Genomic DNA, 26374 nt, shown 5'->3' on the forward strand with positions numbered 1-26374 from the left:
GGAACATGGCAGACGCTGCAGCTCACGACGGGCACGACCACAAGCCTTATCACGGCTGGGTCCGCTGGGTTTATTCGACCAACCACAAGGACATCGGCACGCTCTACCTGATCTTCGCGATCATGGCCGGCATCATCGGCGGTGCCTTGTCTGTCGCCATCCGCATGGAGTTGCAGGAGCCTGGCATCCAGATCTTCAGCGGTCTGGCGCAGATGGTCTACGGCATGAACGGTGACGCCGCGATCGACGGCGGCAAGAGCATGTACAATGCCTTCGCCACCGCGCACGCCCTGATCATGATCTTCTTCATGGTCATGCCGGCGCTGATCGGCGGCTTCGCCAACTGGATGGTTCCGATCATGATCGGCGCGCCCGACATGGCGTTCCCGCGCATGAACAACATCTCCTTCTGGCTGCTGCCGCCGGCCTTCATCCTGCTTCTCACCTCGATGTTCGTGCCGAGCGCGCCGGGCGCCTTTGGCGTCGGTGGCGGCTGGACGCTCTATCCGCCGCTTTCGACCTCGGGCCAGCCCGGGCCGGCCATGGATCTGGCGATCCTGTCGATCCACATTGCCGGTGCGTCGTCGATCCTCGGCGCCATCAACTTCATCACCACGATCTTCAACATGCGCGCGCCTGGCATGACGCTGCACAAGATGCCGCTGTTTGCCTGGTCGGTGCTGATCACCGCCTTCCTGCTCCTGCTGTCGTTGCCGGTCCTGGCCGGCGGCATCACCATGCTGCTCACCGACCGCAATTTCGGTACCACCTTCTTTGCGCCCGACGGCGGCGGCGACCCGATCCTGTTCCAGCACCTGTTCTGGTTCTTCGGTCACCCTGAAGTGTACATCCTGATCCTGCCGGGCTTCGGCATCATCAGTCACGTCATCTCGACCTTCTCGAGGAAGCCGGTGTTCGGCTATCTCGGCATGGCCTATGCCATGGTGGCGATCGGCGCCGTCGGCTTCATCGTGTGGGCGCACCACATGTACACGACCGGCCTGTCGCTCGACACGCAGCGCTATTTCGTCTTCGCCACCATGGTCATCGCGGTGCCGACAGGCGTGAAGATCTTCTCCTGGATCGCGACGATGTGGGGCGGGTCGATTTCGTTCAAGACGCCGATGCTGTGGGCGCTGGGCTTCATCTTCCTGTTCACCATCGGCGGCGTCACCGGCGTCCAGCTGGCCAATGCCGGCCTCGACCGCTCGTTGCATGACACCTATTTCGTCATTGCCCACTTCCACTACGTGCTGTCACTGGGCGCGGTGTTCGCCATCTTCGCCGGCTGGTACTACTGGTTCCCGAAGATGACCGGCTACATGTATTCGCCCGTCATCGCCAACACGCATTTCTGGGTCACCTTCGTCGGCGTGAACCTGATCTTCTTCCCGCAGCACTTCCTCGGTCTCGCCGGCATGCCGCGCCGCACCATCGACTACCCCGATGCGTTCGCCGGCTGGAATTATGTGTCGTCCATCGGCTCGTATATCTCGGCCATCGGCGTCCTGATCTTCCTCTATGGTGTGTTCGAGGCCTTCCAGAAGAAGCGGATCGCCGGCGCCAACCCATGGGGCGAGGGCGCAACGACGCTCGAATGGCAGCTGCCTTCGCCGCCGCCCTTCCACCAGTGGGAACAGCTGCCGAAAATCAAGTAAGGCGGCTGCCCGCTCGAATACGAAACCGCCGGTCCGCCGGCGGTTTTGGCCAACGGATGATGGACTTAAGTACGCATGGCCCTTGTCGACGACCCATTGATTGACGAAGCGGGCTTTCGCATGTCGGAAGCGACGGCGGGCGATTTCTTCGCGCTGCTGAAGCCGCGCGTCATGTCGCTGGTGGTGTTCACCGCCTTTGTCGGCCTTGTCGCCGCACCCGTGACCATCAACCCTCTGCTGGCGGTGATCGCCATCCTGGCTATTGCAATAGGTGCTGGTGCCTCCGGCGCGCTCAACATGTGGTACGATGCCGACATCGATGCCGTGATGACCAGGACCGCCAACCGCCCAGTCCCCGCCGGTCGCATCCAGCCGCACGAAGCCCTGACCTTCGGGCTGGTGCTGTCGGTGCTGTCTGTGATGACGCTCGGCGTGCTGGTCAACTGGCTGGCGGCGACGCTGCTCGCCTTCACCATCTTTTTCTACGCCGTCGTCTACACGATGTGGCTGAAGCGCTGGACGCCGCAGAACATCGTCATCGGCGGGGCCGCCGGTGCCATTCCGCCCGTGATCGGCTGGGCCGCGGTGACCGGGACAGTCAGCCTCGAAAGCATTGTCTTGTTCCTGATCATCTTCCTGTGGACGCCGCCGCATTTCTGGGCGCTGGCGCTGTTCAAGTCCGAGGACTATGCCAAGGCCGGCATTCCGATGATGCCCAACGTCGCCGGCCACGCTTCGACCCGCCGCCAGATCTTCGCCTATGCGCTGGTGCTGGCCCCGGTCGGCGTGCTGCCGTGGCTGCTTGGCTACACCACGCCGTTCTATGGCGTGGCCGCCCTGCTTCTGGGAGTCGGTTTTGTCTGGTACGCGTGGAAAGTGCTTGGCATGGCCGACGATGACCGCGTCATGAAACCGGCCAAGGCCCTGTTCGCCTATTCGCTGCTTTATCTCTTCGCCATCTTCGCTGCCTATCTGGCCGACAGCGTTGTCGAACGCGCGCTTGCCATGGGTGGAGCATGACCATGATCGAGGAAAAGCTCGAGACCGTCACGTTGACCGAGCGTCAGAAGAAGGCGCAGCGCAGCCGTTCTATCGCCATCGGTGTGGCGCTGGCGCTGCTGGTGGTCATTTTCTACATCGCGACGATCGTGAAGTTCGGCCACAATCTGGGCACGATGTGATGAGCGTCGAGACCTCTAAAAAAGCGGCTGGCAAGAACGGCAACGTCATCGTCGCGGCTGTCTGCCTCGCCTTCTTCACAGGCATGATCGGCATGGCCTATGCCGCGGTGCCGCTCTACAAGATGTTTTGCCAGGCGACCGGCTATGGCGGCACGACGCAACGTGCCGAGAAGCAGTATGCCGGCCGCGTGCTCGACCGCGAGATCACCGTCCGCTTCGATGCCAACATCGCTGGCGTGCCGTGGGAGTTCCAGCCGGTCCAGCGCTCGATGACGATGAAGATCGGCGAGACCGTGCAGGCGCACTACCAGGCGACCAACAAGTTCGATCGTCCCGTGACCGGCCGCGCCACCTTCAACGTGCAGCCTGAACTGGCAGGTCCCTATTTCAACAAGGTCGAGTGCTTCTGCTTCACCGACACGACGCTGAAGCCCGGCGAGACACTGGACATGCCGGTCCTGTTCTACGTGGACCCCGACATCGTCAATGTGCCGGAACTGAAGGACGTGAAGACGATCACGCTGTCCTATACGATGTTCCCGGTCGAGAAGGCCAAGCCGGTCGCCTCCTCGGAGCCGGCCAAGGGCAATAGCAAGACAATTTCGAATACCGAAGCAAATCTCGGGGGTTGATATGGCAGACGCGCACGCAAAACCACAGCATGACTATCATCTCGTCGACCCGAGCCCGTGGCCTTTCCTGGGATCGGTAGGCGCACTTGTCGCCGCCTTTGGCGGCGTCTGCTTGATGGAATACCTGAAGGGCGGCTCGTTCCCGATCTTCGGCTTCAACATCGCCAATCCATGGCTGTTCTTCATCGGTCTCGTGATCATCCTCTACACCATGTTCGCCTGGTGGTCGGACACGATCAAGGAAGCGCATGAGGGCCATCACACGCGTGTCGTGTCGCTGCATCTGCGCTACGGCATGATCATGTTCATCGCCTCGGAGGTAATGTTCTTCGTTGCCTGGTTCTGGGCCTATTTCGATGCCAGCCTGTTTCCGAGCGAAGTCCAGCAATATGCCCGCACCGCGTTTACCGGCGGTGTCTGGCCGCCGAAGGGCATGGAAGTTCTCGATCCCTTCCATTTGCCGCTCTACAACACCGTCATCCTGCTGCTGTCCGGCACCACGGTGACCTGGGCGCACCATTCGCTCATCCATGGCGATCGCAAGGGGCTGATCAACGGCCTGGTGCTGACCGTTGGCCTCGGCATGCTGTTCACCATGGTGCAGGCCTACGAGTACATGCATGCTCCGTTCGCCTTCAAGGATTCCATCTATGGCGCCACTTTCTTCATGGCGACCGGCTTCCACGGTTTCCACGTCATCATCGGCACCATCTTCCTGTTGGTCTGCCTGATCCGGGCGATGAAGGGTGATTTCACCCCCAAGCAACATTTCGGCTTCGAGGCGGCCGCCTGGTACTGGCACTTCGTCGACGTGGTCTGGCTGTTCCTGTTCGCCTCGATCTACGTCTGGGGATCGGTCGGCGCGGTGATCGAGGGCCACTGATCCTGGCCTGAGGAATTTCCGTTTGGGGAGGGGCGGCCGCGGCAATGTGGCCGCCTTCTTCTTTTTGGCGCAATGATCGCTGATCGATAGCCAATGCGGCTGACAATTTTCCGGGCCATTTGCGCATTGATGATCGCGGCACTCCCGGCCTTTGCCGGCGAGAAGGTGGATCTGGTGCGTGTCCACAAAGCCGAACGCCGGCTGGAACTCATCGGCGACGGCAAGATCCTGCGCAGCTACGGCATCGCACTCGGCGGCGATCCTGTCGGGCATAAGCACCAGGAGGGCGATCAACGCACGCCCGAGGGGAACTATGTCCTCGACTGGCGCAACCCGAACAGCATCGCGCACAGATCGATCCATATTTCGTACCCCAACACCGACGATCTGGCGGCCGCCAGGGCGCGCAATGTCGACGCGGGCGGCATGATCATGATCCACGGCCAGCCAAACGGTTATGGCTGGTGGGGCTGGCTGCTTCAATTGGTCGACTGGACCGACGGCTGCATTGCGGTTACGGACTCCGATATGGACGAAATCTGGGCGATGGTGGCCGATGGCACACCGATCGAGATCGAGCGGTAGGCAATGAGTGGCAATATGAACTGGTTGCCGGTCGATCTGAAATCGAGCGGTAAGCAATGAGCGACGACTCTTCCAAGAGTGAAGATAGGGCGATCTGGCCGCCGATCGATCCGATCTCGGCCGGCCTGCATGGCCGTTGCCCGCGCTGCGGCGAGGGGCGGCTATTTTCCGGCTTCCTCACCGTCGGCAAGCGATGCGTCAATTGCGGCCTCGATTATTCCTACGCTGATGCCGGCGACGGGCCGGCGGTGTTCGTGATCCTGATCATCGGCTTTATCATCGTCGGCCTGGCGCTCTGGGTAGAAGTCACGCTCAGCCCGCCGCTCTGGCTGCATCTGCTGGTCTGGATTCCGCTGGCTGTTGTGCTGTGCTTGACGGCGCTGCGGCTGATCAAGGGCGTGCTGCTGACGCTGCAATACCGCAACCAAGCGGCCGAGGGCCGGCTGGATCGCGGCGAATGAGCGAGGCTTCCCTTAGAACTGACGGTCGTTCGCGGCCGCGATCGGCATTGCTGCTCGGCCTTGGCCTTGTGCTGTTCCTGATCCTGCTGGTGCTCGGCACCTGGCAGATGCAGCGCCTGTATTGGAAGGAAGGCCTTCTGCAGACCATCGACCAGCGCACCCATTCGGCGCCGTTGCCGTTGGTTGCGGTCGAGAAAGAGTTCGCCGCGACCGGGGATGTCGATTATACGCCTGTCACCGTCACCGGCACGTTCCTGCATCAAGGCGAACGCCATTTCTACGCGACCTGGGAAGGTGATGCCGGCTTCAATGTCTACACGCCGCTGGCGCTCGACGACGGCCGCTTCGTCCTGATCAATCGGGGCTTCGTGCCTTACGATCTGAAGGATGCCGCCAAGCGCGCCAAGGGACAGGTGGCTGGCAGAGTGACGGTCACGGGGCTGGCCCGCAACCCGCTGCCGGGCAAGCCGTCGATGATGCTTCCCGACAACGACGTGGCGAAGAACATCTTCTACTGGAAGGACCGCGACGTGATGGCTGCAAGCGCCGGTCTGCCGGCGGGCGCCGCGCTGGTGCCGATCTTCATCGACGCAGACAAGACGCCAAACCCAGGCGGCTTGCCGGTTGGCGGCGTCACCATCATCGATCTCCCGAACAGCCATCTCCAATATGCGATGACTTGGTACGGGCTTGCCGCGGCGCTCGCAGCCGTGCTCATCCTGCGGCTTCGCCGTCCCGCGAAAGACGAATGAACGCGGCTGATGCCCCCTTTCAACCGATGCCCTTGACAGGGCAGGGGTGCGCACTTCATTTCGGCTTTGATCAACCGGCCCGGATTTAATGCTTCAGACAACCACTAAACCACCTCTGACGATCCGGCTCTGCCAGCCGCGCGGTTTCTGCGCCGGTGTCGACCGTGCCATCCAGATCGTCGTGCTGGCGCTGAAGAAATATGGCGCGCCGGTCTATGTCCGCCATGAGATCGTGCACAACCGCTACGTCGTCGAGGGGCTGCAAAGCCTTGGCGCCGTCTTCATCGAGGAACTCTCCGAGATACCGGCCGAGCATCGGCAGTCGCCCGTCGTGTTCTCGGCGCATGGCGTGCCGAAATCGGTGCCGGCGGATGCGAAGGCGCGCAATCTCTTCTATCTCGATGCCACCTGCCCGCTGGTGTCGAAGGTCCACAAGCAGGCGATGCGCCATCAGCGGCTCGGCCGCCATGTGCTGTTGATTGGTCACGCCGGTCATCCCGAAGTGATCGGCACCATGGGCCAACTGCCGGACGGAGCGGTGACGCTGATCGAAACCGAAGCCGATGCCGCAAAGCTCTCGCCCGCCGATCCGCAGGCGCTCGGCTTCGTTACCCAGACCACATTGTCTGTCGAGGACACCGCCGGCATCATCCGCGCCTTGCAGGATCGCTTTCCGGCGCTGCAGGCACCAGCGGCGGAATCGATCTGCTATGCCACCACCAACCGCCAGGAAGCAGTCAAGGACACCGCGCCGGGTGCCGATCTCTATCTGATCGTCGGCGCGCCGAATTCCTCCAATTCGCGACGACTTGTCGAAGTCGCGGAGCGTGCAGGCGCCACCATGTCGCTTCTCGTGCAGCGCGCCGCCGAGATTCCGTGGAATGACATCGGCAACATCTCGACGCTTGGCCTGTCGGCCGGCGCATCGGCGCCCGAAATCATCGTCGACGAGATCATCGACGCGTTCCGGCAACGCTTCGATGTCACGATCGACCTGGCCATCACGGCCACGGAAACGGAGGATTTTCCGGTCATGCGGGTATTGCGCGATGTCGAACTGACGCGGGCCGACATGGCCTTCGTCAATGGAGCCGCGTAAGCCACATGGCGGTATACACCGACGTTGCGGAAGGCGAACTCGGCGCATTCCTGAAGCACTATCCGGTCGGCGATCTCCTGTCCTACAAGGGCATCGCCGAAGGCACCGAGAACTCGAACTTTCTGCTGCACACCTCCAGCGGCTCCTACATCCTGACGCTCTATGAGAAGCGCGTCGAGAAGGCGGATTTGCCGTTTTTCCTCGGGCTGATGGGCCATCTCGCCAACAAGGGCGTGTCCTGCCCGCTGCCGGTGACCGCGCATGACGGCAGCGTCATCGGCACGCTCGCCGGCCGGCCGGCGGTCATCATCACCTTCCTGGAAGGGCTTTCGTTGCGGCGGCCCACAGCAACGCATTGTGCCGAGGTCGGCAAGGCATTGGCGCAATTGCATCTGGCCGGCGCCGATTTTTCGATGACGCGTCCGAATGCCCTGGCCATCGACGGCTGGCGCAAGCTCTGGGATGCAGCGCGCGATCGCGCAGACGAGGTCGAGCCGGGCCTAGCGGCCGAGGTCGATGCCGACTTTGCCGATTTCGAGCGCAACTGGCCGAAGGACCTTCCCAAAGGCATCATCCACGCCGATCTTTTCCCGGACAACGTTTTCTTCCTCGGCGAAAAACTGTCCGGCCTGATCGATTTCTATTTCGCCTGCGACGACCTCTACGCATACGATGTCGCCACCTGTCTCAACGCCTGGTGCTTCGAGAAGGATTTTTCCTTCAATCTCACCAAGGGCAAGGCGCTGCTCGCCGGCTACCAGAGCGTCCGGCCCCTGAGCGACCAGGAACAAGCTGCGCTGCCGGTGCTGGCGCGCGGTTCGGCGTTGCGCTTCATGCTGACCCGGCTGTACGACTGGTTGACCGTTCCCGATGGCGGGCTGGTGATGAAACGCGATCCGTCCGAATACATCAGAAGGATGCGGTTCCACCGGGCGATCAAATCTCCTTCGGAATATGGATTGGCCTGATATGGGGTATCATGAGCAAGCAGGTTGAGATCTTCACCGACGGCGCCTGTTCGGGCAATCCCGGCCCTGGCGGCTGGGGCGCGATCCTGCGCTTCAACGGCACCACCAAGGAGCTTTCCGGCGGGGAAGCCGAGACGACCAACAACCGCATGGAACTGTTGGCCGCCATTTCGGCGCTGAACGCGCTGAAGGAACCGTGCACGGTCGACCTTCACACCGACAGCAAATATGTCATGGACGGCATTTCCAAGTGGATCCACGGCTGGAAGAAGAACGGCTGGAAGACCGCCGACAAGAAGCCGGTGAAGAACGGTGAACTCTGGCAGGCGCTCGACGAGGCCAACAAGCGCCACAAGGTCACCTGGAACTGGGTCAAGGGCCATGACGGTCATGTCGAGAACGAGCGCGCCGACGAGCTTGCGCGCGAAGGCATGGCGCCGTTCAAGAAAGGTTCGTTCAAGCCTGCAGCAGCGGCAAAGCCTGCTGCGCCGGCCAAACAACCGGCAATCGCGAAAGTGCGGCGCTCTACCCAGAGCTATTGAATTTCCGGAGCGGCGTGGCTCTCAGGTACGAAGAAGCGGATCAGCCGGCGGGGGTGGCAACTACTACGATATCGGCGCGCACCGCGTTATCTACTGCTGGCTGCCGATCGACTGGCCAGCGCAGTTGTAGACCCTTATCGGATCAGCAGCGCCGTGCCCCAAAGCCCAAGTGCGAACACCGTGTGCGACACCAGGTTCAGCGCCCGGATCTGCATCGGATTTGGCCGCTTCGAGGCCGCCCAGCCGGCGCCCATGCCGGGTGCCAGCAGGAACCAGCCGGCGCCGACGGTGACGATGCCGAGGATGAAGGCCGGCAGGAATGTCGGCGCGGCAAGCCAACTCGCTCCGGCCAGCACCACCAGGATGATGCCGTAGGCGATGCCGACAAAATAGTGAAAGGCCCAACCCAGCGCCTTTTCATGCGCGTAAGATGTGGCATCGCCGATATCGTCGTGGAAGACCTTGTCGCGGAGATGCCAGACCCAGCGACCGACCGGCCCCCAGTTCGGCCGTGGCTGGCCGAACGCCTTGTGCAGGAAGATGGCCCAGAGATCCATCAGGACGGTGGCGCCGACGCCGATCGCGATAGCGCGCCAGAACATGTCAAACATCGCTAGAATCCCCCCAAACGCAAGCCCTGGGCTACAAGCGCGATCGTCGTTCCACACCCGACGCCGCGCTGAACTTCAGAGCTGTCCCAGAATATGAGCCGCGCCGGACTCGTCGACACCAGGCTTGGTCTCGACATTGAGCGCGGTGACCTTGCCGTCGTCGACGATCATCGAAAACCGCTTCGAACGCAGCCCCATGCCGCTGGCGGAAAGGTCATTGTCGAGGCCTACCGCCTTGGCGAAATCGCCACTGCCGTCGGCGAGGAACATGATCTTGCCCTCACCGCCGGTGAAGTGCGCCCAGGCGCCCATGACATGGACGTCGTTGACCGAAACGACGGCGATGGTGTCGACGCCGCGCGCCAGGATGGCATCGTGGTTTTCGAGATAACCCGGCAAATGGTTGTTGCTGCAGGTCGGGGTGAAGGCGCCGGGAACCCCAAACAGCACGACCTTCTTGCCCGAGAAAATCTCGGCCCCGGTGATCGGCTTGGCGCCATCGGCGGTCATCGTCTTGAAGGTCACGTCAGGCAGCTTGTCGCCAACGGAAATGGTCATGGATTCCTCGCTTGGGAAAATGGGGAAGGACGTGTCTTTGCCTAGCGAACCCAACGGCTTCCTGCAACCGTTGGGGTGGGCTGGATCAAGGGAAAGGCAGAACCCCTTCGACCGCGCCCGCCGAACTCGTCAGCGTATAGTGAAGCCCGCCATCGGTCGGCGTCGTCGAGGGGCGATCGAGGATCGGCACGGTGAAAATCAGCTTGCCGTCTTTTTCGCGGCGCGCAGGGGTACCGAACATGTAGTCCCGCTCGCCGGCCACGAAGAAATCCGCCGCCTCCGGATCGCCGGGAAAGCTCGCCTCGACAATCAGCGTCTCGTGGTCGCCCGGCAGCACATTGATGCCGAAATCGGACCTCGCGGGCGCTGGTAGCGCCGCGAAACTCGCCTTCACCAGCGCTGCGTCCTCGGCATTGTCCGGATCGGAGGCGGGGTCGACGGTCAGCCGCGTCTGCACCGGAATGCAGATCGTTTCGCAGATGCCGAGAAAGATGTCGGCATCGATCAACGCCGGCTGGTTCGGCGCCGCCAGCGTGAATGTCACCGGCAGAGAAACCGGATAGTTGTAGCCTGCCCATTTGCCATAGCCGTCGTCATGGCGCTGCGGCGCCGGAAACGATAGCGCTGCGTCGGCGATGTTGGTGCTGGCTGAAATGTCGAGCTGCGGCGGCACGCCCGCGTCGCCCGGATCGCGCCAATATGTCTTCCAGCCGGGCTTGAGCGCTATGTCGAGAACGCCCTGGATGCGGCCGGTGTCGTCGGCTTTGCCTGATGTCACCAGCCGGACCTTGCCGCCTTCGCTGTTGTACCACGCCGATGAGGAGGCGGCGGCGGGAAGAGCGGTTGCCGATCCGATGGCGGCGCCGAGCAGCAGGATTTTCAAGCTTCGCATGGCGGTGATTTGATCGTCCGTTCGTGGCCGCGCAATGATTTCATGGCCTTGCCGGTATCATATTTGCGTGACTTCGAGGGAGAAGAATGTTCGAGCCGCCGCCACAGGCTTTGGTCGAATCCAGCACGGCGCATCTTTTCGGCGCTTTGGAAACGCGTTACGCTCCCTTCATGGACTTGTTGCGCCACAAGAAGACGGTCGCCAGCCGCGGCTTTCTCGACGATCAGTTCCTGATTGCCATGCCCGGCATGAAGGACGACCGTTTCACGCGCTCGGTCATCTATGTCTGCGCACATTCCGATGAAGGCGCCATGGGGCTGATCATCAACCAGACGCAGCAGATGCTGTTTCCGGATCTGCTCGTGCAACTGGGCATCATGAACGAGCAGGAGGCGATCCGATTGCCGGCGCAGGCCCGCGATTTCGTCGTGCGCAATGGCGGACCCGTGGATCGCAGCCGGGGCTTCGTCCTGCATTCGGGAGACTATCGGGTGGAATCGTCGCTGACCGTTTCCGACGACATCTGCCTGACGGCGACCGTCGACATATTGCGCGCCATATCGTCCGGCCGCGGGCCTCGTCATGCGCTGATGGCGCTCGGCTATTCCGGCTGGGGCGCCGGCCAGCTGGAGACCGAGATCGCCGAAAATGGCTGGCTGACCTGTCCGGCCAATGCCGAGCTTCTGTTCGACACCGATATCGAGCGCAAATACGACCGGATCCTCGCCTCGATCGGTATCGACCTTGCGCATCTCAGCCTGGCGGCCGGACACGCCTAAACCCCATCAGCCTCATCGCGGAGCCCGTTTCGAAACTCGCTCTGGAGAGTCATATGGTGGTGTTTTCGAGAACCGGAGCGCAGCGGACATTCGGGTCCGTGCACCGGAAGCGCAGAAAACGCCGTCAGATGGCCGCCAGAGTAGAGTTTCCAAACGGGCTCTCACGCTTGCGTCAGCGGATACTGCTCTTTTAGCGTCTTCAGCACCTGGTCGCCCGGCATCGGGGCGCCGAACATGAAGCTCTGCACATATTCGCAGCCCATCTGACGCAATTCCAGCGCATCGCTCTCGTCCGAAATGCCTTCGGCGACGACGGACAGACCGAGCTCATGCGCCATGTTGACCATCGACTTCAGCAGCACCGCGCGCTTGGGCGTGTTGTCGTCGACGAAGCTCTTGTCGATCTTGATGGTGTCGAAGGGGAAACGCGTCAGGTAGGCCAGTGAGGAGTAGCCGGTGCCGAAATCGTCCAGCGACAGGCCGATGCCGAGTTGCTTCAGCTTGGTCAGCACATGCGCGGTCTGCTCGGGATTGTCCATGACAAGCGATTCGGTGAGCTCCAGCCGGAAGCAGCGCGGCTTCAGATTGGCCCGCGCGATGACCGAGCGGACGTCGCTGACCAAGTCGCGGCGGATCAGCTGGCGGCTGGACAAATTGACCGAGACCGACAGCGGCGCGTCACCGATCTGTTTTTGCCAGCTGGCGAGATCTTCCGCCGCCTGCTGCATGGCAAACAGGCCGAGCTGCACGATAAGCCCGCAGCTTTCGGCGACCGGGATGAAATCCGCCGGCGGGATCATGCCGCGGCGCGGGTGGTCCCAGCGCAGCAGCGCCTCGAAGCCGGCGACGCTGCCGTCCTCGAGGCGCACGATCGGCTGGTAGGCAAGCGTGAATTCGCGCCGTTCGATGGCGCGGCGCAGGTCGGATTCGAACTGCAGCCTGTCGGTGCCGACAGTGCGGAAAGCCGGACGGAACGGCTCGATCCTGTCGCCGCCGAAGCGCTTGGCCTGGTGCATGGCAAGCTCGGCATCCTTGACCATGTCCTCGGCCGACATCTGCGGCGAATTCCAGGTGATCAGTCCGATCGACGCGGTCAGCACGATCTCGCGCTTGGCAAAGGTGATCGGGTTGTTGATGGCATGCTTGATTGCATCAGCGACCGCAGCGATGCGGGCCGGGTCCTGTTCGGACAGCAGCATCAAAGCGAACTGATCGCCGGCAAAGCGCGACAGCGAATCCTTCGGCTTGAGCAACCGGTGCAGGCGGCGCGCGATGGTCAAGAGGATGGTGTCGCCGGCCGAGATGCCGAGCCCGTCATTGACCTGTTTGAAACGGTCGATGTCGATGACGAAGACGGTCGGCCGCACCTTCTCTTCGGTGCGCGCGATCGAGATGATCGCTTCCAGCCGGTTCATCAAAAGTTCGCGGTTTGGCAGGCCGGTCAGATTGTCGTGCACGGCGTCGTGCAGCAGCCTTTCCTCGGACTTTTTCTGCTCGGTCACGTCGACCATGGTGCCGACGCAGCGGATGACTTCGCCGTCCGAGCCGATGACCGGGCGTGCGCGCAGTGAAAACCAGTGATAGTGGCCGTCGGCGCCGCGCAGGCGGAAATTCTGCGACACCCGGCCGCGCCGGTGTTCGAGCACCACGTCGAGCGTCGTGCGGAACGTGTCGCGGTCGTCGGCATGCAGCACCGGCAGCCAGTTGCGGGCCGCGCCGCCAAGGCTGTTCGGTGCCAGGCCGAGCTGGATGCTGACATCGGGCTTGGTGACGACGCGGTCGCGCAGCACATCCCAGTCCCAGACCGTGTCGCCCGATCCGGCCACCGCCAGCGCCTGCCGCTCAAGGTCGGAGAACAGGCCCTGGTGCAGGGCGCCGCCGGCAAAGGCGTGCTGCATCACTGTGAAGCCGATCAGAAGGATGATCAGGATCAGCCCGCCGCCCAGGGCCGGCTGGGCAATGTCGTTGTCGAGCATGCCGGTGATCGCCATCCACGATCCGCATAGCCACAACAGCACCATGACCCAACTGGGCACCAGCATGATGGCACGGTCGTAGCCGCGTATGCCGAGGAAGATGATCAGGCCAAGCCCGGTCAGTGCGGTTGCGGCGAAGGACAGCCTGGCGATGCCGGCGGCAACCGCCGGATCGACGATCGCGACCCCGGCGATCAGCACCAGTCCGAGAATCCAGACCAGCGCGCCGTAACTGAAATGGCCGTGCCATCGGTTGAGGTTGAGATAGGCGAACAGGAACACCACGAAGGTTCCAGCCAGCGCCACCTCCGTTCCCGCCCGCCACATCTGCTCATTGCCGGGCGAGATCTCGATGACCTTGTTGAGGAAGCCGAAATCGACACAGATATAGGCCAGTACCGCCCAGGCAAGGGCGGCGGTCGCGGGGAACATCGAGGTCCCCTTGACCACGAAAAGAATGGTGAGGAACAGCGCCAGCAAGCCTGCGATACCGATGACGATGCCGCGAAACAGCGTGTAGGAATTGACCGAGTCCTTGTAGGATTCCGGATCCCAGAGGTAGACCTGCGGCAGCTTAGGCGAGGCCAGTTCGGCGATGAAGGTGATCACCGTGCCGGGGTTCAGCGTCACCCGGAAAACGTCGGCATCGGGGCTGGTCTGGCGGTCGAGCGCGAAGCCTTCGCTGGGCGTGATGGCGGCGATGCGGGTCGAGCCGAGATCCGGCCAGAAGATGCCGGAGTTTACCAGGCGGAAATGCGGTGCGACGATCAGCCGGTCGAGTTGCTGGTCGGTGGTGTTGGCGAGCGCGAACACCGCCCAGTCGCCGGTCGAACGTGCATCATTGGCCTCGACCTCGATGCGCCGCACGATACCGTCCGGACCCGGCGCGGTCGACACCTGGAAATTCTCACCCTGGTTCCGGTAGATCTCGACGGCGCCGGAAAGGTCGAGCGCGACGTCGTCGCGGGCGATCTTGATCGGCTCCACGGCGAAGGCCGACGATGCCGCCCACAGCGTCAGGAGTGTCGCGAGGACAAAGGCGAACAGCGGCCCGTTTCGCAGGAAATTCGTCAAAAATCAGTCCTTCGTTCCAACGCCCGGCGGATCGTCCGCGATCCGGGCGTAGAGGTAGTGGTCCTGCCAGATGCCGTTGATCCTGAGATAGGATCGCAGCAGTCCTTCGCGCCGAAATCCGGCTTTTTCAAGCACGCGGATCGACCTGATATTGTCGGGAATACAGGCCGCTTCGATCCGGTGCAACCTCAGCGTATCGAAGGCGAAGCGGGCCACCACCTTGACCGCGTCGGTCATCAGGCCGCGGCCGCCGAAGCGCTCGCCGATCCAGTAGCCGACATGGCCGCTTTGCGAGACGCCATGGCGTATGTTGCCGAGCGTGATGCCGCCAGCAAGCTTGCCGCTGCTCTTCTCGAAGATGAAGAAGGCGATTGCGGTTCCTTGCGCATAATCTTCGCGGTAGCGGCTGATGCGCAGCCGCCATGCGTTGCGGTCGAGTTCATCGGGAGTCCAGCGTGGCTCCCAGGGTTCGAGGAAGGCGCGGCTTTCGCCGCGCACCACCGCCCACTCGCGGTAGTCGTTGGTGAACGGCACGCGCAGCGTGACGCGGTCGCCTTTCAGCGCCGGCAGGTCGCGGCGAAAGAAAGGGAGCGCGAACACGACGCTTCGAGGGGCTTAGACGGCGAGCTTACGGGCCGTGGTCTGCGTGCCTGCGAGCGATTCGAGGATCGCCTCGTATGGCGCCAGCGTACCCACAGGCCCGACAGCGGTAAGCGTCGGCTTGGTCGAGAACAATCGCGACGACAGGTCGGTCAGCCGCTCGATCGTCAGCGCCGACAGCCGTTCCATCAGTTCCTCCTTGGCGATCGGCCGGCCGAACAGAAGCAACTGCCGTGCGATCTGCGAAGCGCGGCTGGCCGGGCTTTCGGCTGACATGATCAGTCCGGCGCGATATTGGGCGCGCGCCCGGTCGAGTTCTTCCTGCAGGATTTTCTCGCCGGCCTTCTGCAGTTCGTCGATGATGACAGGCACCAGTTCGGCGATGTCGCTCTGGCCGGTCGCGGCATGGACGCCGAAGACGCCGGTGTCGGAAAAGCCCCAATGGAAGGCATAGACCGAATAACACAGGCCGCGCTTCTCGCGGACCTCCTGGAACAGGCGCGACGACATGCCACCGCCGAGGATCATCGAGAGCACCTGCGAGGCATAGAAGTCGCGCACATGATAGGCCCGGCCTTCGAACCCCAGCACGATCTGCGCGTCCATCAGGTCGCGGTCCTCGCGAAAATCGCCGCCGACATATTGCGCATATTGCGGGATGGTGCTGTCGGCCTTGCTGCGGAAGCCGCCGAGTTGCTTTTCGACCTCGCGCACGAAATTGTCATGCTTGATGTCGCCGGCGGCGACAATCACCATGCGCTCGGCGCCATATTGCCGCTCGATGAAGTCGTGGAGTTGCTTGGAGGTGAAGGATTTGACCGTTTCGGGCGTGCCGAGAATGGAGCGCCCAATCGTCTGATGGCGATAGGCGGTTTCCGTGAAGCGGTCGAAGACGATGTCGTCGGGGGTGTCGTGCGCGGCGCCGATCTCCTGCAGGATCACATGCTGTTCGCGCTCGAGTTCCTGCGGGTCGAATTCGGACTCCTGCAGGATGTCGGCAAGAATGTCGACGGCCAGCGGCACGTCGTCGGAGAGCACCCTGGCATAGTAGGAAGTGGTTTCGACGCTGGTGGCGGCGTTGATCTCGCCGCCGACGTCCTCGATCTCCGAGGCGATTTCGAAGGCGCTCCGCCTTTTCGTGCCCTTGAACGCCATGTGCTCGAGCAGATGGGCCATGCCATGCTCGTCCTCACGTTCATTGCGGGCACCCGACTTGACCCAGGCACCAAGGGCAACCGATTCGATGCTTTGAAGGGTTTCGGTGGCGACTGTCAGGCCGTTCGACAGACGGCTTACCTCAACACCCATATGGCTAGTACTCCTTAACGCGCCGCCCGCGCGCGGCGGCCGACATAATCTTCCACCATTTTCAGGTCGGAGGGAAGTACCGTGTATTTTTCCTCCGATGTCATCAACCCACCTAGCCACGCGGGCAGTGCGGGCGACACGCCGCTGGCGGCTTCGACGGCGGCCGGGAATTTTGCCGGGTGTGCGGTACCCAGCACCACCATCGGGACGGCGCCTGACGCCTTGCCCGCAGCGACATGCACAGCTGCCGCGGTGTGCGGATCGAGCAGATAGTTGCTGGCCGCGAGCGTCGAGCGGATGGTGGCGGCGACCTCGTCCATATCAGCCCGGCCGGCGTCGAATTCCGACCGCATCCCGGCGATTTGCTGGGGTTCGATGGTGAAAGCGCCGGACTGCTTCAGACCGTCCATGTAGCGCCGCACGGTCGCCGCGTCACGGCCGGAGGCTTCGAACAGCAGGCGTTCGAAATTGGACGACACCTGGATATCCATCGACGGCGACGTGGTCGCAAAGACGCCCTTGGTGCGGTATTCGCCGGTCGAAAAGGTGCGCGCCAGAATGTCGTTGTCATTGGTGGCGATGACCAGCCGCTCGATCGGCAGTCCCATCTTCTTGGCGGCGTAGCCGGCGAAGATATCGCCGAAATTGCCGGTCGGCACGGTGAAGGAGACCGGCCTGTCCGGTGCGCCGAGCGACAGCGCCGAGGAGAAATAATAGACGATCTGGGCCATGATGCGGGCCCAATTGATCGAATTGACGCCCGAAAGCGCAACCCGGTCGCGAAAGCCGTGATCGTTGAACATGTCCTTGAGCAGGCCCTGGCAATCGTCGAAATTGCCTTCGATCGCCAACGCATGGACGTTTGCAGCCGTCGACGTCGTCATCTGCCGCTGCTGCACCGGCGAGACGCGGCCATGCGGGAAAAGGATGAAGATGTCGGTCCGGCTGCGACCGGCAAAGGCATCGATGGCCGCCCCGCCGGTATCGCCCGAGGTCGCCCCGACGATGGTGGCGTGCTGGTCGCGTTCGGTAAGCACATGGTCCATCAGCCGGGCCAGAAGCTGCATTGCCACGTCCTTGAAGGCGAGCGTCGGCCCGTGGAAGAGTTCCAGGATGAAGGTGTTGGGGCCTGTCTGCACCAGCGGGCAGACGGCCTCGTGGCGGAAGGTGGCATAGGCTTCGCGCACCAGCCGCTCGAAAACAGGGGCCGGAATTTCGTCGCCAAGGAACGGCGACAGCACGCGGATCGCAAGGTCGGGATAGGCAAGGCCGCGCATGGCGCGGATCTCGGCGGCGGAAAACTGTGGCCACTCGCGCGGCACGTAGAGCCCGCCGTCGCGCGCCAGCCCGGCCAGCACGGCGTCGGAAAATCCAAGAACGGGGGCTTCCCCGCGGGTACTCACATAGTGCATGTCACAATTCCGTTACTGCTTGGCTTTTCCATCCACCGCAAGGTGGTTAATTTCTGCGCTGGCTCAGTCGCATTTTTGCCGCGCGGTTGATATACGTCACCAGCTTTGCGAGAGGGAAGTGCAGTTTCATGGCGTTTCGTACATTCAGTGGTCGCTTTTTGGCGGGTCTTGCGCTCACCGGCTTTATGCTTGCCGCCGCCGGCTGCCAATCGGGCGACAATGGCATCCTGAACCTCGGCATAGGCAAGAAGGAGGACCCGACGGCGCCACCGCCGCCCCAGGATCCCAAGATACTGGCCAGCCAGTTGCAGGCCTATTGCCCTCGGGTGACGGTGCGCGACGGCACGGCTTTCTTCAATACCTATTCCAAGGAAGCTCAGAAGCCCAAGCCCAGGATCAAGAAGACCGGCGACGCCGCGCAGGATGCCGCGGCCCAGGCCGACGCTGACGCCGCTGCTGCAACTCCGCCCGACGAATCGGCCAACATCATCTACCAGGCATCGGTCAGCGACGTGACACGCGACTGCAGCCGTGCCAACGGCCAGTTGACGATGAAGATCGCGGTCGCCGGCAAGATTGTCCCCGGACCGAAGTTTTCTCCAGGCACCATCACCATGCCGATCCGAACCGCTGTGATGCATGGCACCGAGGTCCTCTACTCGCAGCTCCACCAGTATCAGGTCCAGGTCACCGATCCTTCGGTCGCCACGCAGTTCGTCTTCACCGATTCCAATGTCGTCGTGCCCGAGCCGACGGCGCAGGACTATCAGGCCTTTGCCGGCTATGACGAAACCGCGCATCAGGCAACGACCGACAAGCCGAAGAAGACCCGCCGCAAGAGGGCTGCCGCGACGAACTAGGTCTCGGCAGTTGCATGAGGCGTGCGTCGCGGCGCACGCTTCTCAGGCGTCCGACCACTCCGACAGCGCTGCGATCACGCTTTTCAGCTCCGCCCAGCGGCGGATCACCGTTTCGGCGCCGGCCTCGGTGAGCGCGTCGGCATGGCCGGGATAGCTGTGGGCGGCTCCGGTGAAGCCGATCACCCGCATGCCCGCCGCCCTTGCGCCGTGGACGCCGTGCACGGAATCCTCGATGACGAAAGTGTTCGCCGGGTTGGCGTTGAGTTTCTCCGCCGCGAACAGGAACACGTCCGGCGCCGGTTTCGTTTTCCCGGTCGGTGTTTCCATCGCCGAAAAAATCCGGTCGGCGAAAAACGGCAAAAGATGCACCTTCTCCAGCATGAATTCGATCCGCTCGGAGCGTGAATTCGAGCAGACGCAGCGCGGCACGGTTACCGCGGCAACGGCCTCGCGCGCGCCATCGATGGCGCGGACGTCGCTGCGCAGTTTGCGGTCGACCAATTGTTCCTCCCTGTCGATCAGAGAGGCCTGGAAGGGGATGCGGGACTTTTCCTCGACCCGCAGCATGATGTCCTTGAAGGTCAGGCCGGCATAGCTCTCCGAAATCTCCTCAGCCGATATCTCGTATCCTGCCAAGGTCAAAAGCTCGGCGTCGACACGGGCGGCGATGATCTCGGAATCGACGAGCACGCCGTCGCAATCGAAGATGACAAGGTCTGGCTGGGGCATGGTGATCCGGACAATGGGAGGGCGAAGCGGCCTCGGAAGGCTCAGGCGGCGCGGCATACACCAACAGGGCCGCCTTCGCAAATTCGCCCCACCCGTGCCTTGGCCTTCACGGAATATTTACGCTGATCGGTAACCATAACCAGGAGTAAACAGTAACGCGTGCCCTGGGTGTCAGAATGTCTGCCGTGCGTCTTCTCGACGAGCTATCCCACGCCCCCCAGCAATCCGAATGGCTGGACACGATCCTCAAGGGCGACTGCGTCGCCGCGCTCGACCGGCTGCCCGAAAAATCGATCGACGTCATCTTCGCCGATCCGCCCTACAATCTGCAGCTCGACGGCGACCTGCACCGCCCCGACCAGTCGAAGGTCGACGCCGTCGATGACGAATGGGACCAGTTCGAGAGTTTCGAGGCCTATGACGCTTTCACGCGGGCCTGGCTGCTGGCGGCGCGCCGGGTGCTGAAACCCAACGGCACCATCTGGGTCATCGGCTCCTATCACAACATCTTCCGTGTCGGCGCCAAGATGCAGGATCTCGGCTTCTGGATCCTCAACGACGTCGTCTGGCGCAAGACCAACCCGATGCCGAATTTCCGCGGCCGCCGCTTCCAGAACGCGCATGAGACGATGATCTGGGCTACGCGCGACCAGAAGGGCAAGGGGTACACTTTCAACTACGAAGCGATGAAGGCGTCCAACGACGACATCCAGATGCGCTCCGACTGGCTGTTTCCGATCTGCACCGGCGGCGAGCGGCTGAAGAACGACAATGGCGACAAGCTGCATCCGACGCAGAAGCCGGAAGCGCTGCTTGCCCGCATCATGATGGCCTCGACCAAACCTGGCGACATCGTGCTTGATCCCTTTTTCGGCTCAGGCACCACGGGCGCGGTGGCCAAGCGTCTCGGCCGCCATTTCGTCGGCATCGAACGCGAGCAGGCCTATATCGACGCCGCCAACGAGCGCATCGACGCGGTGCGGCCACTGGATGGCGCCGATCTCACCGTGCTGACCGGCAAGCGGGCCGAACCGCGCGTTGCTTTCGTCAGCCTGATCGACACCGGCCTGATGATGCCGGGTGCGACGCTCTACGACGCCAAGAAGCGCTGGGCCGCCAAGGTGCGCGCCGACGGTACGGTGGCGATCGGCGACAGCGCCGGTTCGATCCACAAGATCGGCGCCGAAGTGCAGGGGCTGGATGCCTGCAACGGCTGGACCTTCTGGCATTATGAGCGCAGCGGTGGCCTGACCCCGATCGACGAGCTTCGCCGCATCGCGCGGCTCGGCATGGAGCGGGCAGGGGCCTGAACCCCTGCCAATTGCTTCGAATGCCGTTGATTCAAAGCTCAACGGATCGCGCGAAGTGATTCAAATCAAGCCTTGATTCCGAGACGTTCGAGGTCTGCTTGAAGCGTCTCTGCATCGGTGAACAGCACCGACTGCCAGCCGGCCGCCTTGGCGCCGTCGACATTCTTCTGGCTGTCGTCGATGAACAGTGTGGCTGACGGTTCGAGGTCGAACGCGGCGACGTGGTGATCGTAGATGCCGCGATCCGGCTTGATCATGCCGATTTCGCCCGAGATGGTGACGCCGCGTGGACGATTGAGGAAATCGAAGCGCTCGCGGGCTTCGGCCAGCGTGTCGCTGGCGAAGTTGGTCAGCATGGTCACGTCGTGGCCGCTCTCGATCAGACCGACCATGATGGCGACACTGTCGTCATAGGCATGTGGAACCATCTCGTGCCAGTGGCGGCGGAACCCGCGGATGTTTTCCGCGTGATCGGGATGGTCCGCGATCAGCAGCGCCTCGGCCTCTTCCCAGGTCCGGCCGCGATCCTGCTCGATGTTCCAATCATGCGTGCAGACATTGTCGAAAAACCACTTTCTCTCTTCGGCATCCGGAATGAGGCGGCTGAACGGAATGTTGGGATCGTAGTGGATCAGCACTCTGCCGATGTCGAAAACGATGTGGCGTATTTCAGTCATGGGGCCTCTTTGCACTGTGTGGCGACGGCTTTTTCGTCGCGCCGGGTATCGCAGCCTCGATTGCCTTTTTCATGACAGTCGGCAGCGCCTCGCCGGAAATCTCGTGAGCGAGCGACCAGAAATGCCCGTCTGGCGCATCACCTTTGATGTGAGCGTGAAAGACTTCGAGTTCGAGAGCGAAATGCGTGAAGACATGCGCAATGCGGCCCGCATGCCGCCAGTCGGCGGGAAACGGCGCGGCCGCTTCCGTGGTTGCCCCATCGATCCGCGCGGTCCAACCCGTCGTCGGCACCTCGGTCATGCCGCCGAGCAAACCCTTCTCCGCCCGTTTGCGCAGAAGGATGGCGCCGTCGGCCCGCACGGCGACAAAGGCCGCGCCGTGCCGCTGCGGCTTGTCGGCCTTGGGCAGGCGCACCGGGAAGTGCTCGGGATCGCCTGAAACGACCGCGCTGCAGTCTTCGCGCAGCGGGCACAGCATGCAGCGCGGCCGGCGTGGCGTGCAGATGGTGGCGCCGAGATCCATCATCGCCTGGGCGAAGTCGCCAGGCCTTGTCCCGGGCACCATGCGATCGACATGGGCACGGATTTCGGGCTTGGCTTCGCTCAGCGGGGTTGCGATCGAAAACAGCCGGGAAATGACGCGTTCGACATTGCCGTCGACAACGGCGGCGGGACGGTCGAAGGCAATCGCCGTGATGGCCGCCGACGTATAGGCGCCGATGCCTGGCAGTTCTCTCAAAGCCGTTTCCGTGTCGGGAAACCGGCCGCCACGCGCGGCCACAAGATCGGCACAGGCCTTGAGATTGCGGGCGCGGGAGTAATAGCCGAGCCCGGCCCAGGCCTTCATCACATCCTCCGCCGGCGCCGCGGCCAGCGCCCCGACATCGGGCCATTTCTCGACGAAAATCCGGAAATAGGCCTTCACCGCTTCGACGGTGGTCTGCTGCAGCATGACCTCGGAGAGCCAGATACGGTAGGGATCAGGCCGCACGCCGCGCGCATGCTCACGAGGCGTGATGCGCCACGGCAATTCACGGTGATGCGCGTCGTACCAGCCTAGCAGGCGGGACGCGATATGCCCGGATGCAGCTCTGCTGCTATCCCCGGATGCGGCTTTGCCACTATCCCAGGATACGGTCTTGCGGGTCTGGTCTGCTGGTGCCATTGATCTGTATCGGCCTGGCCGGTATCTGCTGGGGTCTTGGCTGGAGGACGTACATGGCAGGCAGAACGCCCTACGGCAATCCCGTCCCGGTCAGCGATCTCGCGACCAGGATCCTCGATCCGGTGCTGCGCAAGCGGGCTGGCATTTCGATCGGCCTCGTCCAGTCATGGGACGAGATCGCCGGCCCGCGGCTGGCCAGCCATTCGCGCCCCGAAAAAATCCAATGGCCGCGCCGTATGCATGAGGACGATCCGTTCGAGCCGGCCGTGCTGGTCATTGCCTGCGAAGGCATGGCGGCACTTCATCTGCAGCACGAGACGGGCGAGATCATCAACCGGGTCAACGCCTTCCTCGGCTTCACCGCCATCAATCGCATCAGGATCCTGCAGAAGCCGGTGACAACCGACAAAGGAAGGCGCAAACCGGCCCTGAGGCCGCTGACGGCGGCTGAGAAGACGAAATTGTCGGGAACTGTCGGCCTCGTCGACAATGATGAACTGCGCGCCTCGCTGGAGAAACTTGGCGCGACCATTATCGGGGAGAGAAAATCATAGGCGTCTTGAAGAAAGTCATGGATTCGTCGTCAATATCTCGCATTCGTGATCGCCCTTGTCAGGTTTCCCGATTGGATTGGGGATCGAGATGCCTTAATTCGCGCCAACTCTCGCCTTTTCGTGTCTTTGCATTGCAAAATCCAACCCTTGTCAGGTGATTCGTATGAACCGTCCCCCGTTTGGCCAAAGCTTGTCTCGCAGAAACGTCCTGTCTTCGCTGGCCGCCATTCCGGCGGTGGCCCTGCTCGCCGCCTGCAGCGACTCTGGCGAGGAGGCGAAGGCCGCGGATGTGAAGCCTGCGGCCCCGGCCGCCCCCGCGACGCCGGCCACGCCGGCCGCCGCCACCGCGCCGGAAGCCCAGGGCACCGTGGACATGGCGGAACTGATGAAGCCGGGTGCGCTGCCCGACAAACAGCTTGGCAAGGACGACGCCAAGGTCACCATCGTCGAATACGCCTCGATGACCTGCCCGCACTGCGCGCATTTCGCCGAGACCACCTTTCCGGACCTGAAGACCAAGTACATCGACACGGGCAAGGCGCGCTACATCCTGCGCGAATTCCCGTTCGATCCGAGTGCCGAAGCCGGTTTTATGCTGGCGCGCTGCGCCAAGGACAACTACTACCCTATGGTCGACGTCCTGTTCAGGCAGCAGGCGAACTGGGCTGGCGTTCAGAACACCAAGGATGCACTGCTGCAAATCTCGAAGCTCGCCGGTTTTACACAGGAGTCCTTCGAGGCCTGCTTGACGGACCAGAAACTTCTGGACGATGTGAGATCGGTCCAGAAGCGTGGCGCCAATGAATTCAAGGTCGACTCGACACCGACCTTCTTCATCAACGGTAAGACCTACAAGGGGGCGATGTCGATTGAGGAAATGTCGGCCATCATCGACCCTCTGCTCTGACGTCCAGTCAGCCCTGAGGCGGCGGCGCTTCGGCGTGCGCGGCTTCCGGTCGTGCCGCGAATTCTCATCGCAAAACCACGGTAATCCGCTTAGTGGGCGGCGCGAATGAAGTTTTCGCGCCTTCGCCTCCTCGGTTTCAAGTCCTTCGTCGAGCCCGGCGAGTTCGTCATCGAACGCGGACTGACCGGCATTGTCGGGCCGAACGGCTGCGGGAAGTCGAACCTTGTCGAGGCGCTGCGCTGGGTGATGGGCGAAAGCTCCTACAAGAACATGCGCGCGTCCGGCATGGACGACGTCATCTTTTCCGGCTCGGGCACGCGCCCGGCACGCAACACCGCCGAAGTCACGCTTTTCCTCGACAACAGTGACCGCTCGGCGCCCGCTGCGTTCAACGATGCCGACGAACTGCAGGTGTCGCGCCGCATCGAGCGTGAGGCCGGCTCGCTTTACCGTATCAACGGCAAGGAGGCCCGCGCCAAGGACGTGCAGCTTCTGTTCGCCGACCAGTCGACCGGCGCGCGTTCGCCGTCGATGGTCGGTCAGGGCCGCATCGGCGAACTGATCCAGGCCAAGCCGCAGGCACGCCGCGCGCTGCTCGAAGAGGCAGCAGGCATTTCCGGCCTGCACACCCGCCGCCACGAGGCAGAACTGCGGCTGAAGGCGGCCGAGCAGAACCTCGAACGACTGGACGACGTCGTCGGCGAGCTGGAAAGCCAGATCGAAAGCCTGAAGCGCCAGGCGCGCCAGGCCTCCCGCTTCAAGAACCTGTCGGCCGATATTCGCAAGGCCGAAGCGACGCTGTTGCATCTGCGCTGGACACTGGCCAAGACCCAGGAAGGCGAGGCGCGTTCGGCGCTGGCGGTTGCGACAGCCCTTGTCGGCGACCGCGCCGCGGCCCAGATGGCCGCCGCCAGGGAGCAAGGTATCGGCGCTCACCGGTTGCCGGATTTGCGCGACGCGGAAGCCGCCGCCGCCGCTGCCTTCCAGCGCTTGTCGATCGCCAAGTCGCAGATCGAGGAGGAAGCCGGCCGTATCCGCGCCCGCCAGAGCGAACTCGAGCGCCGGCTACAGCAGCTCGACGGCGATATCGCGCGTGAAGAGCGCATGGTCCGCGACAATGCGGACATTCTCGAGCGCCTTCGCACCGAAGAGGCAGCACTCAATTCGGAAAATGCCGGCGCCGCCGAACGCGAAGCCACCACCCGTGCGGCGTTCGAACAGGCGGCGTCGACGCTTTCGCAAAGCGAAGCCAAGCTCGCCGCGCTGACAGCCGAACGGGCCGAGGCTGCCGCCTCGCGCAACCAGATCGAACGGACGCTGCGCGACACCGCCGAACGCCGCGACCGCTTCGCGCGCCAGCTTGCCGATGTCGACCGGGAATTGTCTGAGATACTCTCCAAGGTCGCTGGCCTGCCCGATCCGGCCGAGAAGCGGGTGCTGGTCGAACAGGCCATGGCGCTGCTGGAGGAGGCCGAGGCTGCCGTGTCCGAGGCCGAGCAGTCTGTCATCGATGCCCGCGCCACGGAAAGTTCTGCCCGGCCACCGCTTCAGGATGCCAGGGCCGAGCTGGCGCGGATCGAAACCGAAGCGCGCACGCTGGCCAAAATCCTGAATGCAGCCAGCGGCGATCTCTTCCCGGCCGTGCTGGAGCAGATCAGCGTCGATCGCGGTTTCGAAACGGCGCTGGGTGCGGCCCTTGGCGAAGACCTCGACGTGCCGCTTGACCGCAGCGCGCCGGTGCATTGGGGCGAAAGCGCGATCCAGCCCGGCGACGCGGCTCTGCCGGAAGGCGTTAAAAGCCTGGCCAGCGTGGTCCACGCGCCGGCACAGCTCGCCCGCCGCCTGGCGCAGATCGGTATCGTCGATGCCGCCGGCGACGGCCGCCGGTTGCAGTCGCTGCTTGCTCCCGGCCAGCGGCTGGTCAGCCGTGAAGGCGCGCTCTGGCGCTGGGATGGCTTTACCGCAAGCGCCGATGCGCCGACCGCCGCAGCACAACGGCTGGCGCAGAAGAACCGGCTGGCTGAGCTCGATGCCGAGGCGATACAAGCGACGCTCGTCCTGCGCCAGGTCGAGGATGCGCTGGGAGAGGCTGAACAGGCGCTCCGCCTGGCAAGCGAGGCCGAGCGCAACACGCGCCAGGCCGGTCGTGACGCCCAGCATCGGCTGGACGCTGCCCGCAATGCGCTGGCCGAGGCCGAAAG

General features: G+C 63.1%; 27 protein-coding genes. 17 read left to right on the forward strand and 10 right to left on the reverse strand.

Annotated elements, in window-relative coordinates:
- Positions 1 to 5: 5 nt before the first annotated feature.
- From ctaD to rnhA, 11 genes are all read left to right on the forward strand, one after another.
- Positions 6 to 1658 carry a cytochrome c oxidase subunit I gene (gene ctaD / locus EOB59_RS17080; protein ID WP_023808611.1) on the forward strand — a complete coding sequence of 551 codons (1653 nt, stop codon included), beginning with the start codon at positions 6 to 8 and terminating at the stop codon, positions 1656 to 1658.
- A 75-nt stretch (positions 1659 to 1733) separates the two neighbouring features.
- Positions 1734 to 2678 (forward strand): heme o synthase, encoded by a 945-nt coding sequence (locus tag EOB59_RS17085; protein WP_127320379.1) that lies wholly within the window; start codon positions 1734 to 1736, stop codon positions 2676 to 2678.
- A gap of 2 nt (positions 2679 to 2680) precedes the next feature.
- Positions 2681 to 2839, forward strand: coding sequence for a hypothetical protein (locus tag EOB59_RS17090; protein WP_013532777.1), 159 nt, complete (start codon positions 2681 to 2683; stop codon positions 2837 to 2839).
- Positions 2839 to 3471, forward strand: a complete 633-nt coding sequence (locus EOB59_RS17095; protein ID WP_127395869.1) for a cytochrome c oxidase assembly protein — start codon at positions 2839 to 2841, stop codon at positions 3469 to 3471. Before EOB59_RS17090 ends, EOB59_RS17095 begins: the two co-directional genes overlap by 1 nt.
- A gap of 1 nt (position 3472) precedes the next feature.
- Positions 3473 to 4354, forward strand: coding sequence for a cytochrome c oxidase subunit 3 (locus tag EOB59_RS17100; RefSeq protein ID WP_127270321.1), 882 nt, complete (start codon positions 3473 to 3475; stop codon positions 4352 to 4354).
- Between the two features lie 93 nt (positions 4355 to 4447).
- Positions 4448 to 4939: a L,D-transpeptidase family protein gene (locus EOB59_RS17105; protein ID WP_127320373.1), complete on the forward strand. Its 492-nt coding sequence runs from the start codon at positions 4448 to 4450 to the stop codon at positions 4937 to 4939.
- Positions 4940 to 4995: 56 nt separating this feature from the next.
- Positions 4996 to 5400, forward strand: a complete 405-nt coding sequence (locus tag EOB59_RS17110) for a DUF983 domain-containing protein (RefSeq protein WP_127395867.1) — start codon at positions 4996 to 4998, stop codon at positions 5398 to 5400.
- Positions 5397 to 6152 carry an SURF1 family protein gene (locus tag EOB59_RS17115; protein ID WP_164761698.1) on the forward strand — a complete coding sequence of 252 codons (756 nt, stop codon included), beginning with the start codon at positions 5397 to 5399 and terminating at the stop codon, positions 6150 to 6152. The genes EOB59_RS17110 and EOB59_RS17115 overlap by 4 nt, the downstream gene beginning before the upstream one ends.
- 88 nt (positions 6153 to 6240) lie before the next feature.
- Positions 6241 to 7251, forward strand: a complete 1011-nt coding sequence (gene ispH / locus EOB59_RS17120; protein ID WP_023808604.1) for a 4-hydroxy-3-methylbut-2-enyl diphosphate reductase — start codon at positions 6241 to 6243, stop codon at positions 7249 to 7251.
- Positions 7252 to 7256: 5 nt separating this feature from the next.
- Positions 7257 to 8219, forward strand: coding sequence for a homoserine kinase (locus EOB59_RS17125; RefSeq protein WP_128288851.1), 963 nt, complete (start codon positions 7257 to 7259; stop codon positions 8217 to 8219).
- Positions 8220 to 8230: 11 nt separating this feature from the next.
- The gene (gene rnhA / locus EOB59_RS17130) at positions 8231 to 8761 is read left to right on the forward strand and encodes a ribonuclease HI (protein ID WP_128288852.1); all 531 of its coding nucleotides are present in this window, start codon (positions 8231 to 8233) and stop codon (positions 8759 to 8761) included.
- Positions 8762 to 8895: 134 nt separating this feature from the next.
- Here the strand turns inward: rnhA and EOB59_RS17135 are convergent, their stop codons facing one another.
- The 3 genes from EOB59_RS17135 to EOB59_RS17145 form a co-directional block, all read right to left on the reverse strand.
- On the reverse strand, positions 8896 to 9372 hold the full coding sequence (locus tag EOB59_RS17135) for a DUF2938 domain-containing protein (RefSeq protein ID WP_128288853.1): 477 nt from the start codon (positions 9370 to 9372) through the stop codon (positions 8896 to 8898).
- A 75-nt stretch (positions 9373 to 9447) separates the two neighbouring features.
- A complete protein-coding gene (locus tag EOB59_RS17140; protein WP_127398996.1) occupies positions 9448 to 9930 on the reverse strand; it encodes a peroxiredoxin in 483 nt (160 codons plus the stop codon).
- 85 nt (positions 9931 to 10015) lie between these two features.
- Positions 10016 to 10822, reverse strand: coding sequence for a protein-disulfide reductase DsbD domain-containing protein (locus EOB59_RS17145; protein ID WP_127398995.1), 807 nt, complete (start codon positions 10820 to 10822; stop codon positions 10016 to 10018).
- Positions 10823 to 10992: 170 nt separating this feature from the next.
- On the opposite strand from EOB59_RS17145, the gene EOB59_RS17150 reads away from it, so the two are divergent.
- A complete protein-coding gene (locus EOB59_RS17150; protein ID WP_023808594.1) occupies positions 10993 to 11601 on the forward strand; it encodes a YqgE/AlgH family protein in 609 nt (202 codons plus the stop codon).
- 161 nt (positions 11602 to 11762) lie between these two features.
- On the opposite strand, the gene EOB59_RS17155 is transcribed toward EOB59_RS17150, so the two are convergent.
- The 4 genes from EOB59_RS17155 to thrC are packed head-to-tail and all read right to left on the reverse strand — an operon-like array spanning position 11763 to position 17971.
- Positions 11763 to 14651, reverse strand: coding sequence for an EAL domain-containing protein (locus tag EOB59_RS17155; RefSeq protein ID WP_127810997.1), 2889 nt, complete (start codon positions 14649 to 14651; stop codon positions 11763 to 11765).
- Positions 14652 to 14654: 3 nt separating this feature from the next.
- Positions 14655 to 15251, reverse strand: a complete 597-nt coding sequence (locus tag EOB59_RS17160; RefSeq protein WP_127268573.1) for a GNAT family protein — start codon at positions 15249 to 15251, stop codon at positions 14655 to 14657.
- 15 nt (positions 15252 to 15266) lie between these two features.
- Positions 15267 to 16559: a pitrilysin family protein gene (locus tag EOB59_RS17165; RefSeq protein WP_127320877.1), complete on the reverse strand. Its 1293-nt coding sequence runs from the start codon at positions 16557 to 16559 to the stop codon at positions 15267 to 15269.
- 14 nt (positions 16560 to 16573) lie between these two features.
- Positions 16574 to 17971, reverse strand: a complete 1398-nt coding sequence (gene thrC / locus EOB59_RS17170) for a threonine synthase (RefSeq protein WP_127395642.1) — start codon at positions 17969 to 17971, stop codon at positions 16574 to 16576.
- Between the two features lie 128 nt (positions 17972 to 18099).
- On the opposite strand from thrC, the gene EOB59_RS17175 reads away from it, so the two are divergent.
- On the forward strand, positions 18100 to 18831 hold the full coding sequence (locus EOB59_RS17175; protein WP_128288854.1) for a hypothetical protein: 732 nt from the start codon (positions 18100 to 18102) through the stop codon (positions 18829 to 18831).
- Between the two features lie 42 nt (positions 18832 to 18873).
- Here the strand turns inward: EOB59_RS17175 and EOB59_RS17180 are convergent, their stop codons facing one another.
- Positions 18874 to 19560 carry an HAD family phosphatase gene (locus EOB59_RS17180; protein WP_127268823.1) on the reverse strand — a complete coding sequence of 229 codons (687 nt, stop codon included), beginning with the start codon at positions 19558 to 19560 and terminating at the stop codon, positions 18874 to 18876.
- Positions 19561 to 19736: 176 nt separating this feature from the next.
- On the opposite strand from EOB59_RS17180, the gene EOB59_RS17185 reads away from it, so the two are divergent.
- Positions 19737 to 20870 carry a site-specific DNA-methyltransferase gene (locus tag EOB59_RS17185; RefSeq protein WP_127268824.1) on the forward strand — a complete coding sequence of 378 codons (1134 nt, stop codon included), beginning with the start codon at positions 19737 to 19739 and terminating at the stop codon, positions 20868 to 20870.
- 65 nt (positions 20871 to 20935) lie between these two features.
- Here the strand turns inward: EOB59_RS17185 and EOB59_RS17190 are convergent, their stop codons facing one another.
- Together EOB59_RS17190 and mutY are read right to left on the reverse strand one after the other, a co-directional pair.
- Positions 20936 to 21547, reverse strand: a complete 612-nt coding sequence (locus EOB59_RS17190) for an HAD family phosphatase (RefSeq protein ID WP_127395640.1) — start codon at positions 21545 to 21547, stop codon at positions 20936 to 20938.
- Entirely contained in the window at positions 21540 to 22712 is a 1173-nt protein-coding gene (gene mutY, locus EOB59_RS17195) for an A/G-specific adenine glycosylase (protein WP_128288855.1), read from the reverse strand. The genes EOB59_RS17190 and mutY overlap by 8 nt, the downstream gene beginning before the upstream one ends.
- A 53-nt stretch (positions 22713 to 22765) precedes the next feature.
- Between mutY and EOB59_RS17200 the strand changes: the two genes are divergently transcribed.
- The 3 genes from EOB59_RS17200 to EOB59_RS17210 all read left to right on the forward strand — a co-directional run.
- Positions 22766 to 23266: a DUF721 domain-containing protein gene (locus EOB59_RS17200; RefSeq protein ID WP_127268827.1), complete on the forward strand. Its 501-nt coding sequence runs from the start codon at positions 22766 to 22768 to the stop codon at positions 23264 to 23266.
- A gap of 163 nt (positions 23267 to 23429) precedes the next feature.
- Positions 23430 to 24173, forward strand: a complete 744-nt coding sequence (locus tag EOB59_RS17205; protein WP_127268828.1) for a DsbA family protein — start codon at positions 23430 to 23432, stop codon at positions 24171 to 24173.
- A gap of 105 nt (positions 24174 to 24278) precedes the next feature.
- Positions 24279 to 26374, forward strand: a 2096-nt coding sequence (locus EOB59_RS17210; RefSeq protein ID WP_164895673.1) for a chromosome segregation SMC family protein, incomplete at its 3' end; no start/stop codon positions are given.

Source organism: Mesorhizobium sp. M7A.F.Ca.MR.176.00.0.0 (genome assembly GCF_004023165.1).
Classification (GTDB): Bacteria; Pseudomonadota; Alphaproteobacteria; order Rhizobiales; family Rhizobiaceae; genus Mesorhizobium.